Origin of the sequence: Flavobacterium psychroterrae (genome assembly GCF_018380615.1) — a bacterium.
GTDB classification, from domain to species: domain Bacteria; phylum Bacteroidota; class Bacteroidia; order Flavobacteriales; family Flavobacteriaceae; genus Flavobacterium; species Flavobacterium psychroterrae.
Genome location: NZ_JAGYVZ010000005.1, coordinates 71,958 through 86,121 on the forward strand (window position 1 = coordinate 71,958; position 14,164 = coordinate 86,121).

A 14,164-nucleotide genomic window follows, 5' to 3' on the forward strand; every position below is an offset into this window, starting at 1 on the left:
TCTGCGTGAAATAAATCACAAAACACTCTCAATAGTATAATGTGTTTTATTTATCTCAAAAGCAAACCCAACTTTATTTCCCATTAAATGAGAACCAAGCGGAGATTGTGGCGAAAGCGCAATAACATTAATTCCGTCAATTGCAATTTTAGGAAGCGCTACACTCAAATACAAATGAATTCCGTTTGCTTTTACCAAACTTCCCGAAATAATATTTTCGGTGGTTTTTGAGGCGTCAATTTTGTCTAAAATAGCTTTTTGAGTTATAGCTTCTTTTAGTTTATTGGTTAGTTTTTCCTGTTCGATATGCATCATTGATAAAGCCGTTTCATGTTTATCTCCGGCGGAACCTTTGGCATCGTTTTTAGAATCTTCGGTCAAAGCCGAAATCATGTCTCTGAAAACATCTATTCGGTCCTGAACCATTTGTAGGTAATGTGAATGTATTTTTTGTTTGAATTCCATAGTTTGTCTGCCACGAAGGCGCTAAGCCACAAAGATCGTAAAAAAAAAATTAGCCACGAATTCACGAATGCTTAATTATTCGTGAATTCGTGGCGTAAAACTTTACATAAAAATTTGTGCCTTAGCGCCTTCGTGGCAAAAATCTCTTAAAAATCGAATTTATAATTTGCTCCAACTAACACCTGAAATCCTTGTACAGGATAATTAAGCCATTTCTCGTAAGCCTGATTTCCAATATTGTTTAATTTCAAGAAGAAAGTCAAACGTTCGTTGTATTTGTATCCTAAATGTGCATTGGCATCAAAATAACTTTTTAAAGTAAGAATCACCGGATCAGTTCCTAAATCCAGATTCGATTGCATGTCTTTACGTTCTCCTACATAGAAAATATTCAAACCGGCGTACCATTGTTTTGTAATATTTACATCCAGATTTGAACTTAATTTCATCGATGGTAAATTCCATGCTTCAAGTCCGTCATATTTATAACTGTTGAAAGTTCCGTTGATTCCAAAAGATACATTTCTTGAAAAATCAGCTTTTAATTCTCCGTAAAAACGGAAGGTTCTTACATCATCATAAACAACTCCAAAAGAGTTTCCGAAAGCATAATTTTGATTTGAAAAATCCTCTGTATAATCATTTCCTTTATATAAAGCTTTGTCTTTTTCATTCAAATATGAACCCGTTAAGTTATAATTGATATTGTTTGCCAATTTCCCTTTCAAACCTGCAAAAACTGTATATTGATTATTGGTAGGTTTCATATTTAAAGTTGGAGATAAAAACGGATTCTCTGTGACAAAATCAGCATAAGAATTTTGTTCTAAACCACCATTTACACCCGTGTAAAAAATCATCAAATCGCCTACTAATTTATACGAAGCATTTACTTTTGGATAAATATAAAACTTGTTTCCGCTGTTTTCAGAATCTAAACCGTAGAACAATCCAGCTCCTAATTCTAAAGTCCAGTCGTTTTCAAGAATTACAAAACTAGGCTCAATCCCGAAATTTGTCAAACTATATTTTAAAGGTTCTGTATTATTACGGGCATAATTATGCTCAAAAGATCCGCTGACATGATCAACAATAATATTGGTGTTTATCGATTGATCCATTACCTCTACTTTAAAAGTAGGTTTTACATAAAAACGATTTTCTGAAGAAGAAAAACTATCCGAAAAATGCGTAAACTTAGTCGCTATTTTACTAAAAATCCCTTCATTAAATTCTATATTTCCACCTACCGAAATAGTATTATAAGAGTGATTTGGATTGATTCCTCTAATTAAATCATCACGCGTTTGTCCTGCTAAATTCAAACCAAATTCAGCCGGTAAACCATACCAATTGTACAATTGATTTTGATATCCCAACTCAACATTCCAGGCCATATCACGATTATTTACACCGTAAGCCACATTTAATGCTGTATCATAAAACTCATCATTAAGGTCTACACCTTTAATCCCGCCTTGAGACGAATGGTGACGAAACATTCCTGCCACATAATCGTTATTCCCTAAATCCTGATTTACGAACAATTCAGCATTTAAAGTTCCATAATTTCCAACTCCTAAAGTCGCATAATTATTAAATAATTTTTCTCTTTTTGATTTCTCAACACCTTCTGCTTTTCCTTTTGAAGGTGTAAATGTAGAAGCCACAGGAACTGACAAAATACTGTATTTAATAGTTTCTTTAGGCTGATTTCCTGTATCGTCTAGCGAAGGAGTTTCCTTCACCTTAAAAGCATCTGAAATTGTTGGCGAATAAGGTTTTACCACGTTTACAGTTTCAGTGCCAATACTTTCCTCTTTTTTCTTTTGCGAAAACGAAAGCTGCACAACAAACAATACTAGTATAATGATGGTTTTATTCTGGCAATTTATTTTCATATTTATTTTTTTTGAGAGAAAAGATGAAAGAGTAAAGAAGAAAGACTTCTCTTTGTTTCTCAATTTTCTCTATATTTTTTATTCTATTGTCTAATATCTATTCTCTTGCTTCTATTCTCTTGCTTCTTTCTTCTATTGTCTCACTTCTTTCTTCTATTAAACTAAGCTTCCCAATCTCCTTTTGCAACAAACTGAGCGTTTCCTCCTATTTGTATGTCAAACTCATTATCGTTTAAACTTCCTTTAAAATAAATCTGAGACGGACGACCTATGTAATCTCCCTGATAATTAATTAAATCAATTTCCGGTTTATTGTATTTTAACAAAAAAGCCTGTAAACAAGTACTCGCGCTTCCCGTTGCAGCATCTTCAACCAATTGATTGTGTTCAATACACAACATTCTGCTAAACAGTTTCGAACCTTCTAAATAATAAAAATATAAACCCCTATGACTTGTTTTGCAATTTTTTTTAAGCCATTCATCCGTTTTATCTTTGTCTAAAACTAAATTTTCCAATGCTCTTTTGCTACTTAATCCAACCATTACAAAGGCACTTCCGGTTGTTACTTCCTGAATAGGAAATTGATTTTCAAAATCATGATTTTCGAGATTACTAAATACTGTAATATCTTCTTTCGAAAAAATATCCCAGAATTTCGGTTGCGCCGCTTTTAACCAAATCAAACCTTCCGATTGATGAATTGCAATGGGTCCAATTGGAACATTTAATTTTATATTCTCCGGCGAATTATCAAATACTTTATTCATCAAAACCCATGAAGTCCCAATTATGGGATGTCCCGCAAATTGCATCTCCTGTGATGGGGTAAATATTTTTATCTCGGCTTTATTATTTTCTTTGTCAAGTTTGGTGATAAACGTACTTTCGGCGAAATTAATTTCGCGCGCAATTTGCTGCATTTCTGCTGAACTTAATTTTCCTGCATCTAAAAAAACTGCCAATTGATTACCGGCATATTTTTTATCCGCAAAAACATCAATTATATAAAAAGGTAAACTCATTTTTTTTCTTTATTTTTTTTTTGAGAAGAAGGAGTCAAGATTATAGAAGAAAGACTTGACGTTTTAATCTAAAGTTTTATTATGTAATGCTTTTTTTAATTCTTTACTCTTGCCTCTACACTCTTGCCTCTATACTCTTGCCTCTATACTCTTGCCTCTATTTTCTTAGCTCTTGTCTCTTCTTAAATCTTACTTATTAATCGACGAATTTGTTTTAGACTCTTCTACTTTTATAGCGCCAAGTTCTTTTTTAGCCTCTTCAACAACGTCCGGATAATCCGTGAAATTATTGATTACGTTATCTAAAATATAAGTTGCCTGATAACTGTCTTTTAATCCGTAGAAGTTTTTTGCCATTAAAACTAAACTTTTCGCGCCGTAATATTTATAAGCCGAATAGTTCTTAGCTAATTTTTGAACCGAAACATTCGATGCATCAAACTTGCCTTCTTTCGTTTTAAAATAAGCATCATAATACAATGCTTCTGCTGCTAATTCTCCTTTTGAAGTTGCTGATAATTTGGCGTAAGCTGCTTTTGCTTTATCTTCATCACCAGTTTGCATGGCTGCACGCGCTACGATAATTTGCGCATCGGCTTTTACGTTTGCATCGGCTTTTACATTCTGCAGCACTTTATCTGCATATTTAACCGAGTTATCATAATCTTTTTTGTCATAATGACATTTCATCAAATTAGCCTGAGCAAAACTTTTATTTTGAGCCGACTCAGATTCATTTTCTAATCTTGTTAAAACCGGAACCGATTTATCACAATCTTTTGCTTTCAGGAAAATCTGAGACAATTTCATTAAAGATTGTTCTGTAAATTCGTTTCCTGCCTGAGCAATTACATATTGATAATTAGCGATCGATTTAGTTTCTGAACCTTCGGCATAATACAATTGTGCCAGGTAAAAATTAGCTTCTAATGTATGAAGTCCCGTCGAAAATTTATTGATATAACCCGTAAAACCTGTTATCGCCAGTTTACTGTTATTCTGGCTGTATTGTTTGTAAGCTGCATCATAAGTATCATTGTCAAGTTCAGCATCTGTAACGGCCACAAAGTCTAAAGTACGAACCCATGTTGCATATTCATCTACTTTTCCTGAATCAACATAAATCAATCTTGCCGTTGAAACTGCTTCTAAAGCTTCGGGAGTTTTTGGGAATTCTGCCGCTACTTTTTTGAATTTAACTAATGCCTGATCGTCACGATCTGAATTGTAGTAAATCAAACCTTGTTTTAAAATTGATTTTGAAGTAAACGCTCCGTTTTTATATTCAGCGATTAACTGATCGTATGTTTTAAGCGCCTGATCATTTTTTTTCTCCGCCACATACGTATTTCCTAATTCATATAAAGCATCGTCACGATATTCAGATTTTTTATACATCTGAAGAAAATTATTCAACTCGTCAACTTTCTTATCATTTTTAGACATAAATCCGTAAGAAATCGCTTTTTGAAACTGAGCATAATCGGCATCAACGCCTTTACCTTCAATTGCTTTTGCATAAGCTTCATTTGCCGCAGTATATTTTGCACTCACAAAACGACAATCTCCTAAACGCAAATACGAATCGTTTAAACGAACTTTATCTTCTTTTGAAGTATCGATTTGTGCCTGAAAAGAATTTGCAGCCTGATCATATTCCTTCAATTTAAAATAAGTATAAGCTATATTATAATTGATGTTTTTATACTCGTCTGTAGTTTTGGCAGCAGCCTGACCTGCAAACTGTTTGTAACTTAATAATGCATTTTGGAAATCACCTGTAACATATTCGGTTTCTGCTTTCCAAAAAGCCGCACGTGCAGTATATTCAGGAGTTTTTTGTTCGCTGATTGCACTTTTGAACATTTTTCCTGCTTCCTGATAATTTGATTCGTTATACAACTCTAAACCTCTGTAAAAAAGTACTTTTTGATACGCCGCCTTATTTTCTGCAGATCTGTTTTTCTCTAATAAACTCAGAGCTTCTTTGTAGTTTTTAGTCGAAATATAAGAATCAACCAATAATTTTTCTATTTCAGATCGGCTTGAATTGTTTGGATATTTTTTTAAGAAATCAAGTAAAATTCCGGGAACAGTTTGATATGCGTTCCCAATATCATAACTCACTTTAGCATAATTTAAAGCTGCATCTTCCTGAATTTGCGTATTGAAATCCATTTCTGAAGCGTTTTTAAAAGCGTTTAAAGCTTCTTGTTTTTTGCCTGTATTCAAATAACTCAAACCTAAATGATAATAGGCATTTTGAGCTACGAAATCTTTTCCTTCTATAATTTTATTGAATTGGGAAATTGCCTTTTCATATTCTTTTTGCTCATAATAGGCGTAACCCAATTGGTAGAAATCTGTATTGTTCCACTTTCCTTTTTTTCCGGCATATTGCTCTAAAAACGGAATCGCTTTATCGTATTGTTTTAAGTTGAAATAACTTTCTCCAATGATTTTATTAAGTTCAGATTTTTCAAGTTCATTTGATTTTGCCATTGCAGTTTTTCCCAAATCAATTGCTTTCTGAAAATTTCCTAATTTAAAGTTCATATCAGCCTGGTAATACGAAAGTTTCTCTTTGTACTTTTCCTCGCCAGAAACTTCATCAAAATATTTGGTTGCTTCTTTATAATCATCGCCTTCATAAGCCATGAATCCTAGATAATACTTGGCTTGAGAACCAAATTCCGGGGAGTTTACAACTTTATTAAAATACGTTGTAGCTTCTTTTTTCTTTTTAGCATTGAAATAACTGTAACCTTTTTGGAAATTAAATTTATCCGAATCTGATTTGCTCATGTAGCTTTCATCCACTTTATCAAACCATTGCAACGCTTTTGGATAATTTCCCTGTTCAAAGAAAAACTGGGCAACTTCAATGTAAGCCTGATTTTGTTTGGTGCTAGTTGGATAATCGGTGACGAATTTTTCCATCAAAGCATCAGCATTTGCTTTGTTGGTTCTAATGGCGCAGTTGGCAATGTAATACGCACAATCTGACTGAACTTCTTCGGTCTTTGCATTGTTTTTTACATGCTCAAAAATAAGTTGTGCCGAAGCATATTGTTTGTCATTATATAAAGCCAGTGCTTTGTCAAATTCCTTTAAGTCGTAAGTGTAAATAGCTGATTTTTGTGCCGAAACTATGGTCGAAATAAGGATAATTGGTAATAAAAAGAACCAGGAAAGTTTACGCATTTTAATTATATTTAGTATTCAAATGTATCATTTTATACCGTTTATAACGAAACGTTTCAGGCTTTTATTATGAACATTATTTTAACCAAGTAATATTTGTAACTAATATAAAAAATAAATCAAACCATATAAGTTATATAAGTAATTATAAGTTAGGTTCTTTGCTAACTTACCTTAACCGAATTCAGCGTTATGTTATTACAAATAAAAAGCATTGCAATATAATTTACTAAAATGAACTTATATAACTTATATGGTTTCAAATTTCATTTTAATATTTTCAGCAGAAATGATTCAAATTTATTTTGAATCCAAGCGTTATCTTACTACTTTTACCAATCAAATCAATTTATTATGTCACAAACCGTACTATCTCTCAAAGAAGTCACTATATATCAGGAAGGAAGAAAAATTTTATCTCATATTAATTTAGATGTTAACCATGGTGAATTTATCTACATCATTGGAAAAACAGGATCTGGAAAAAGTAGTTTTTTAAAAACTTTATATGCTGATTTGCCCTTATCAGAAGGTGAAGGTCATATAGTTGAGTTTGATTTAGCATCTTTAAAAGAGAAGGATATTCCGTATTTGAGACGTAAAATCGGAATCGTATTTCAGGATTTTAAATTGCTTCCGGACCGTTCTGTAAAAAACAATATGCTTTTTGTTTTAAGAGCTACAGGATGGGTTGATAAAGAAGGAATGGAACGCAAAATCGATGAAGTTCTGGACAAAGTTGGCATGAAAGAATATGTGAATAAAATGCCACATCAGCTTTCCGGTGGTGAACAACAACGTGTTGCCATTGCAAGAGCATTATTAAATGATCCTGAATTTATCCTTGCCGATGAACCAACAGGAAATTTAGATCCACAAACAAGCTCTGAGGTTCTTGAAGTATTGAAAAAAATTAATGCTAACGGAAAAACAGTTATCATGGCAACTCATGATTATGCTTTATTGATGAAATTCCCGTCTAAAACATTAAAATGTGAAGACGAGAGAATTTTTGAAGTGGTGCAAAGAAGCGTGTAATTTAATCAATCGGCTTTTTCTAAAACCAAAATATCCTGAAAATCATATAAGTCGTTGGCTTCCCTATTAGCCCAGCGTCCGTATATTTTATTTTCTAATTTCAACTGACTTTCTTCGATCATTGCATGGAGATAAACCTCACTAAATGCAATATTAGCCGAAGGAACCTTTTCGTTCATTAATCTGTAATTCCCTTTATTATACGGAAATGAAAATGATCTGCTTTTTTGCGAAATTTCATTTTCGATAGCTTCATCATATAAAAAAAACGTAGAAAGACATTTTCCGCCTGGTTTTAAAACCCTGTAAATTTCTTTCAGGTAATTTTGCACTTCAAGCGGTTGCATATGCGTAAAAACCGAAAATAAAAAAACCGTATCAAAAGTATTATCCTCATAAGGGAACACAAAACTTTCAGCCCTTTTTTCGGTTAAATGATACAGATCATTATTTAAAGGAATATATTGAAATTTAAAATTAGGAAAATCTTTTGCAATATGATTTTGACACCATACAATTCCTTTTTTTACCACATCAAAACCTTCATATTTACCTGAATGTGACAAATATTTAGTTAAAGGAACAGCAACTCTACCGATGCCGCAACCAATATCAAGAACAGTATGCTCCGGCTTTAAAGAAGCATATTGTTTTAAGATGCTGAAAAGATGGTTTCCTTGTTCAGAAAAATCTCCTCCGCCAATAAAAATATCTCCTTTGTTAGGAACATTTTTGTTTTTTGGCTTGGTAATAGCATTTAAAAAATCAACAGGAAAATAATATATCTTTCTAACTAAAAATCTTGATTTTGGCGAAATAGCATAATAAATAGCTCTTAAATTCATTTTGACTTTTTATATATTTTAAAGAAATTTGGAATCAAATTATAGTAACATAAGAAATTGTTCAATAAAAACATTTTCTTTACAAATATATTCAAAAAAAAACGTGCAATGCTTTCTATACTTGTTCCGGTTTATAATTATAATGTTTTTCCGCTTGTTGAAACTTTGTGTAATCAAGCTTCAAAACTTAACATTGTATTTGAAATCATTTGTTTGGATGATGCATCTAAAATTTTATCAGATGAAAACCAAAACATTAACCACTTAAAAAACAGCACATTTTCTATTTTAGAAAAAAATACTGGTCGAAGCGCTATCAGGAATTTATTAGCTCAGAAAGCCACTTATGAAAACTTGCTTTTTTTAGATGCTGATACAATTCCTGTTCATGAAAACTTTTTGTCTAACTATATTTTACAAATAAATAATAGCGAAAAAATAGTTTATGGAGGCATTCTTTACCAAAATAGCAAACCATCAAAAGAGAAACTTTTACGCTGGTTTTATGGAAATAAACGTGAAGCTTTATCGCGTTTTGATCGAAGTAAAAATCCTTATATTTCATTTCTTACACTCAATTTTTTGATAAAAAAAAGTATTTTTTCTAAAGTAAGTTTCAATGAAAAAATTCCAAATTTGAGGCACGAAGACACTTTATTCTCCTATGAATTAATGCTAAATAAAATTGAAATTATTCATATAGACAATCCCGTTTATCATTTAGGATTAGAAAATAGTGTAACGTTTATAAAGAAATCCGAAGAATCTGTTGTTGGATTAAAAAACTTAGTCGATTCTAATTTAATTTCTTCAGATTATGTTAAGCTATCGCATTATTTTCAGGTTTTAAAAAAATATTATCTTCAAAATTTAGTTGCTTTTCTATTCAAAATTTTCAAGCCTTTCGTTAGAAAACAATTGTTAAGTAAAAAACCCTCACTTTTACTTTTTGATTTGTATCGATTGGGTTATTATTGCACTTTAAAATCTAAATAAAATGGCGTTTTTCTCCGTAATAATTCCGTTATATAATAAAGAAAACTTTATCGAAAATACGATACAAAGTGTCTTGCAGCAAACTTTTACAGACTTTGAAGTTATTGTAATTAATGATGGATCTACAGATAAAAGTGAAGAAAAAATTTTAAACATTCAAGATAAAAGAATTCGATATTACAATAAAAAAAACGAGGGTGTTTCGCTTACCCGAAACTTGGGAATTACTTTAGCAAACGCTGATTTTATATCGTTTCTGGATGCAGACGATTATTGGTATCCAGATTTTTTAAAAGTAATGTTTGAATATTGTACTCGCTTTCCTGAACAAAAAATATTTGCATCGGCAATTGAAATTGAAACTACAAAAAAAACTTTTCCTGCTGAATATTCTATAAGTAAAGAATTCGATTTTGAGTTTGTAAATTACTTTAAAGCCAGTATAAAAGAATCTGCGATTTTAACTTCAAGTGCAGTTTTCAATAAAAAAATTTTCACTAAAATTGGTGTTTTTGATCCAAAAATAAAAAGCGGACAAGACACTGATTTATGGATTAGAATTGGGCTTGAATATCCCATTTTATTTATTTGGAAAATCTTAGTTCGTTATATTCATGATGAAAACAGCCTTTCAAAAAGACCAGATTTGATGCATTCTAAAATGGATTTCAATAAATTTACCGAGCTTGAAAAAACAAATTCTGATTTAAAATACTTCTTAGATTTAAATCGGTTTTCACTTGCTATAAAAAGTAAGTTGATATCAAATAAAACTCTTTTTGATTATTATTATAACGGAATTGATTTAAACAAAATAGGTTTCAAGAAAAGATTCTTATTGAGTTTACCTTCTTATTTACTTAAAATTCTGATTCAGGTAAAACTCAAATTAGTCAATTTAGGTTTTGGATCATCCGTTTTTAAATAGTCTGAAATTTTTATATTCCCTGATATAATCTTCTTCATCAAATTCATCTGATGCTAAAACCAAACAAACTGCTCCAGAAGAAAAATTTTGCAGTTCACGCCAAATTCCTTCTACAATTAACAATCCAAAATTCGGTTTATTGAGTGTAACAGTTTGAGATGATTTTCCATCTTTCAAAATCACATCAAAACTTCCGCTTAAAGCAATCAAAAATTCCTTCTGTTTTTTGTGTGCATGACCGCCACGTTTGCTTCCGCTTGGCACATCGTATAAATAATACACTCGTTTTGAAGCAAATGGAATTGTTGTTCCTTCTATAACTGAAAGATTGCCGCGTCTGTCTTCAATTTTTGGAATTTCTATTAACTGAATATCAGCATTTGTAATCATAGTTTGTTTTTGGTTAATTCTTTGAATTTTGCAATTCCGGATAATCCAATATTATATTTTTTTCTGACTTCAGATAATCTTATGTACTTATTTCTAATTAAAAAAAAGATATATTTTGAAAGCCATATTGGAGCTAATTTCCCTTTTAATTTATAAAATAAAGCCGCTCGTCCATAAATCAAAACAGCTGAACCTGCGCTTTTACCGGATGAAAACTGCGGATGTGAAACAATAATTTCAGGGCTAAAATAAACTTTCAGATTTTGATTTAAAGCTTCTTTTAAAAATAAAAATTCCTCCGCGGTTTCAAAATAAGAACCAAGTCCAAAATCTTCGTCAAATGTGATACTATTTTTTTTAATCTCATCTAATTTGAATGCAATTTCAATTGAACTAACGTTCCAGATGCTTTTATTATCATGTTTAAAAGATGTATTGCCTTTTTTTTGTGGCTGCGAATCACCAATTCTTTTATGATTGAATGTTATAATAGCTGCATCCTGTATATTTTGAAAAGCCTCAATAATGATTTTTTGAAAATTTTCGGCAAAAACAACATCGTCGTCAGCAATCAGACATATTTTTTTTGATGCATTTTCAATTGCTTTATTTCTGCTTTTTGACAATCCTGTTTCAGCAACATTAATAACCTTAACAGTATAAAAATCAGAAATTAAAATTTTATCTGAAGATTGATTTATGATCACTAAATTAAAAATTGAAAAATGTTCAAACGGAAACATTGGCAGTAAAAAATCTAAATTGCATCGATTTTTTGTAGCAATTAAAATTTCAAAGTCATTTTCGGAAAAAACATTTAACATTTTCATATATATTTACGTAAATATAAATATTTCCGGGACAAAATGAGAATACTCTTGGTAGGAGAATATAGCAGATTACATAATTCCTTAAAAGAAGGACTGGAAGCCTTGCAACATGAAGTCACTATTATAGGAACCGGTGATAATTTTAAAAAATATCCAGTTGATTACTGCATCTTTCCGAAGTATTTTTTACAGAATCGGATTTTAATACTTTTAAATAAAATCTTATTCCGTATTTTTAAATTGGATTTACAATTGGCGGAGAAAGGAATTCGCTTTTGGCTTTTTTTACCAAAACTAAAGAATTATGATGTTGTTCAGTTAATCAATTCAAATGCAATTGAAACTTATCCGTTTTTCTCAAAATATTTATTGAAGAAGCTTTTTAATCAAAACAAAAAAAGTTTCCTTTTAGTTTGTGGAGAAGACACTCCAATTATCGATTTTATGTTAAAGGATCAATTGAAATATTCGATTCTGACTCCGTATTTAAATGATAGCAATTTAAAATCAGAATATTGGTTTTCATTAAAATATGTGCAAAAAAATTATCGCGATTTATTTAATTTTATTAGTTTGAATGTATCACAATTAATAGTATCAGACCTCGATTATAAAATTCCTTTACCTGAAAAAATTTTAATTCCAAATCCAGTCAACACCAATAAAATTAGTTTTGATAACTTAGTAATATCCGAAAAAATTATAATTTTTATAGGGATTAACAAAAGCAGTTATATAAAAAAAGGAACTCATTTTTTCGAAAAAGCATTAGCAATTATTGCACAAAAATATAGTGATAAAATTGAGATTATTTCGGTAGAAAATATTCCTTATAATGAATATATAAATCTTTATAACAAAGCTCATATTTTATTAGATCAGTTGTATTCTTATGATCAGGGCTATAATGCATTGGAAGCAATGGCAAAAGGAAAAGTAGTTTTTACCGGTGCCGAAACTGAGTTTATAGACTATTATAACCTAACCGAAAAAGTCTGCATAAATGCGATTCCGGATGTTGATTATCTGGTTAGAGAATTATCATTGTTAATTGAAAATCCCGAAGAAATAATAGCAATGGGAAAACGTGCAAGATTATTTATTAAAAAAGAACATGATTATATAAACATTGCCCAGAAATATATGGATGTTTGGAATAGAAATTAATTTTTCTACAATTAAAAATTAAAACATATAATCTAAGAAGTGTTAAGATATTCTATAAAAATATTGCTAATTTTGAAAACAAAATTTAAAAATGGAAACCAGTATAATATCCAGCAAATCTACAATTGGTAAGAATGTCGAAATAGGTCATTTTTGTATAATAGAAGACAATGTGACTATTGGCGACAATACCATTATTAAGAATTATGTAGAATTAAGAGAAGGTACTATTATTGGTGAAAATTGCTACATTGATTCGAGAATTTCTTCCTCCGGAAATTGCAAAATTGGTAATAATGTTACGATTCGTTATGATAGTATTATAGCCAAAGGAGTGAAAATTGGAGATAACACTTATATTTCTCCTAAAATGATGTCTAATAATTTAGACACGAATATACATCAAATTGGAGGTGCTGAAATTGGAAGCAATGTTTTTATTGGGACAAACTGCGTATTACAACATGGTATCAAAATTGGCGACAATAGTATACTTGGTTCATTGTCATTTGTTAATAAAAATGTTCCTGAAAATGAAGTTTGGTTTGGAAATCCAGCAAAATTTCAAAGGATAAATACAAACACTACAATCGAAAATGAAGTTCATTTACAGAAATAACTAAAGAGTTATTACTTTATATTTTATCAAAAGTTCTTTTTCATTTTCCCAATCTCTGCTATAATTATTTTTTAAAAGCTTTGCAGGAATTCCTCCTATTAATATGTTATTTCCTAAACTTGTATAATCTTTATTACACAATGTATTTGAAGCAATTACACAATAATCAGGCGTTTGCGTACCTGCCATTATAGAAATCCTGTTTGAAAAAGCATTATGGCTCCCAATATGAATTGGACCGTTTAAAGGATATAATTCACCCGTTTCTGTATTTATCATAGGATGTGAATTGGTATCTATTATTTGAGATTCATAACCAATTCCGGACCAATCACCAATGCTTATTTCCTTTGTACAAACAAGTTTAACATCTGATCCCAGGCAAGACATATAACCAAATTCACAAGATGCATTTTTACCAATATATAAAATCACATCTTTACCAAAATGTGCGTATCCGTTAAATGTTAACTTTCCGTAAAGCGAAATCTCCGCAATTCCTTTTGATTTAACTCCTGTTTCAAATTTTTGTCCGTACCCAATCATCGCCGTTTTAATAGGGCCATTTATTGTTATATCACCGCTTATATTTTGAAAATGAACCTTACCATAAAAAAAAACGGGAAGCTTTTTCGCAATACTAAAAGGGAATTTTTTAAAATTAAAATACAGCGTTTTAGTCCAATTTACTGAATTATAAAATTTAAATCGATAATAAACTACTCTCAATTTATTGTACATAAAAACGCGATGTTA

At 30.8% G+C, this 14,164-nt stretch carries 13 protein-coding genes; 5 read left to right on the forward strand and 8 right to left on the reverse strand.

The window, feature by feature from the left end:
- Positions 1 to 15: 15 nt before the first annotated feature.
- The 4 genes from KHA90_RS07205 to KHA90_RS07220 form a co-directional block, all read right to left on the reverse strand.
- Positions 16 to 465 (reverse strand): hypothetical protein, encoded by a 450-nt coding sequence (locus tag KHA90_RS07205; protein WP_213296935.1) that lies wholly within the window; start codon positions 463 to 465, stop codon positions 16 to 18.
- Between the two features lie 146 nt (positions 466 to 611).
- Positions 612 to 2,366 (reverse strand): TonB-dependent receptor, encoded by a 1,755-nt coding sequence (locus tag KHA90_RS07210; protein WP_213296937.1) that lies wholly within the window; start codon positions 2,364 to 2,366, stop codon positions 612 to 614.
- A gap of 161 nt (positions 2,367 to 2,527) precedes the next feature.
- Positions 2,528 to 3,391: a PhzF family phenazine biosynthesis protein gene (locus tag KHA90_RS07215; protein ID WP_213296940.1), complete on the reverse strand. Its 864-nt coding sequence runs from the start codon at positions 3,389 to 3,391 to the stop codon at positions 2,528 to 2,530.
- 189 nt (positions 3,392 to 3,580) lie between these two features.
- Positions 3,581 to 6,595: a tetratricopeptide repeat protein gene (locus KHA90_RS07220; protein WP_213296942.1), complete on the reverse strand. Its 3,015-nt coding sequence runs from the start codon at positions 6,593 to 6,595 to the stop codon at positions 3,581 to 3,583.
- 354 nt (positions 6,596 to 6,949) lie between these two features.
- On the opposite strand from KHA90_RS07220, the gene KHA90_RS07225 reads away from it, so the two are divergent.
- Positions 6,950 to 7,633, forward strand: coding sequence for a cell division ATP-binding protein FtsE (locus KHA90_RS07225; RefSeq protein WP_213296944.1), 684 nt, complete (start codon positions 6,950 to 6,952; stop codon positions 7,631 to 7,633).
- 5 nt (positions 7,634 to 7,638) lie between these two features.
- Here KHA90_RS07225 and KHA90_RS07230 read toward each other — a convergent pair whose 3' ends face one another.
- Positions 7,639 to 8,478, reverse strand: a complete 840-nt coding sequence (locus KHA90_RS07230) for a class I SAM-dependent methyltransferase (RefSeq protein WP_213296946.1) — start codon at positions 8,476 to 8,478, stop codon at positions 7,639 to 7,641.
- 108 nt (positions 8,479 to 8,586) lie between these two features.
- Here KHA90_RS07230 and KHA90_RS07235 point away from each other — a divergent pair, with 108 nt between their 5' ends.
- The gene (locus KHA90_RS07235) at positions 8,587 to 9,474 is read left to right on the forward strand and encodes a glycosyltransferase family 2 protein (RefSeq protein WP_213296948.1); all 888 of its coding nucleotides are present in this window, start codon (positions 8,587 to 8,589) and stop codon (positions 9,472 to 9,474) included.
- Between the two features lies 1 nt (position 9,475).
- A complete protein-coding gene (locus KHA90_RS07240; RefSeq protein ID WP_213296950.1) occupies positions 9,476 to 10,402 on the forward strand; it encodes a glycosyltransferase family 2 protein in 927 nt (308 codons plus the stop codon).
- On the opposite strand, the gene KHA90_RS07245 is transcribed toward KHA90_RS07240, so the two are convergent.
- Both KHA90_RS07245 and KHA90_RS07250 read right to left on the reverse strand, forming a co-directional pair.
- Positions 10,385 to 10,792 carry a sugar 3,4-ketoisomerase gene (locus KHA90_RS07245; protein WP_213296952.1) on the reverse strand — a complete coding sequence of 136 codons (408 nt, stop codon included), beginning with the start codon at positions 10,790 to 10,792 and terminating at the stop codon, positions 10,385 to 10,387. The genes KHA90_RS07240 and KHA90_RS07245 overlap by 18 nt on opposite strands.
- Positions 10,789 to 11,616 carry a glycosyltransferase family 2 protein gene (locus KHA90_RS07250; protein WP_213296954.1) on the reverse strand — a complete coding sequence of 276 codons (828 nt, stop codon included), beginning with the start codon at positions 11,614 to 11,616 and terminating at the stop codon, positions 10,789 to 10,791. Before KHA90_RS07250 ends, KHA90_RS07245 begins: the two co-directional genes overlap by 4 nt.
- A 42-nt stretch (positions 11,617 to 11,658) precedes the next feature.
- Here KHA90_RS07250 and KHA90_RS07255 point away from each other — a divergent pair, with 42 nt between their 5' ends.
- Positions 11,659 to 12,789 carry a glycosyltransferase family protein gene (locus KHA90_RS07255; protein WP_213296956.1) on the forward strand — a complete coding sequence of 377 codons (1,131 nt, stop codon included), beginning with the start codon at positions 11,659 to 11,661 and terminating at the stop codon, positions 12,787 to 12,789.
- A 91-nt stretch (positions 12,790 to 12,880) separates the two neighbouring features.
- A complete protein-coding gene (locus KHA90_RS07260; RefSeq protein ID WP_213296958.1) occupies positions 12,881 to 13,408 on the forward strand; it encodes an acyltransferase in 528 nt (175 codons plus the stop codon).
- Here the strand turns inward: KHA90_RS07260 and KHA90_RS07265 are convergent, their stop codons facing one another.
- Positions 13,409 to 14,149 (reverse strand): acyltransferase, encoded by a 741-nt coding sequence (locus KHA90_RS07265; RefSeq protein ID WP_213296960.1) that lies wholly within the window; start codon positions 14,147 to 14,149, stop codon positions 13,409 to 13,411.
- Positions 14,150 to 14,164 lie beyond the last annotated feature (15 nt).

What these genes read in the sequence shown, in the direction of transcription:
- KHA90_RS07235 (WP_213296948.1), top strand. Translation starts at nt 8,587, where the DNA reads ATGCTTTCTATACTTGTTCCGGTTTATAATTATAATGTTTTTCCGCTT.
- KHA90_RS07255 (WP_213296956.1), top strand. Translation starts at nt 11,659, where the DNA reads ATGAGAATACTCTTGGTAGGAGAATATAGCAGATTACATAATTCCTTA.
- KHA90_RS07225 (WP_213296944.1), top strand. Translation starts at nt 6,950, where the DNA reads ATGTCACAAACCGTACTATCTCTCAAAGAAGTCACTATATATCAGGAA.
- KHA90_RS07205 (WP_213296935.1), bottom strand. Translation starts at nt 465, where the DNA reads ATGGAATTCAAACAAAAAATACATTCACATTACCTACAAATGGTTCAG.
- KHA90_RS07260 (WP_213296958.1), top strand. Translation starts at nt 12,881, where the DNA reads ATGGAAACCAGTATAATATCCAGCAAATCTACAATTGGTAAGAATGTC.
- KHA90_RS07245 (WP_213296952.1), bottom strand. Translation starts at nt 10,792, where the DNA reads ATGATTACAAATGCTGATATTCAGTTAATAGAAATTCCAAAAATTGAA.
- KHA90_RS07210 (WP_213296937.1), bottom strand. Translation starts at nt 2,366, where the DNA reads ATGAAAATAAATTGCCAGAATAAAACCATCATTATACTAGTATTGTTT.
- KHA90_RS07265 (WP_213296960.1), bottom strand. Translation starts at nt 14,149, where the DNA reads ATGTACAATAAATTGAGAGTAGTTTATTATCGATTTAAATTTTATAAT.
- KHA90_RS07230 (WP_213296946.1), bottom strand. Translation starts at nt 8,478, where the DNA reads ATGAATTTAAGAGCTATTTATTATGCTATTTCGCCAAAATCAAGATTT.
- KHA90_RS07220 (WP_213296942.1), bottom strand. Translation starts at nt 6,595, where the DNA reads ATGCGTAAACTTTCCTGGTTCTTTTTATTACCAATTATCCTTATTTCG.
- KHA90_RS07215 (WP_213296940.1), bottom strand. Translation starts at nt 3,391, where the DNA reads ATGAGTTTACCTTTTTATATAATTGATGTTTTTGCGGATAAAAAATAT.
- KHA90_RS07240 (WP_213296950.1), top strand. Translation starts at nt 9,476, where the DNA reads ATGGCGTTTTTCTCCGTAATAATTCCGTTATATAATAAAGAAAACTTT.
- KHA90_RS07250 (WP_213296954.1), bottom strand. Translation starts at nt 11,616, where the DNA reads ATGTTAAATGTTTTTTCCGAAAATGACTTTGAAATTTTAATTGCTACA.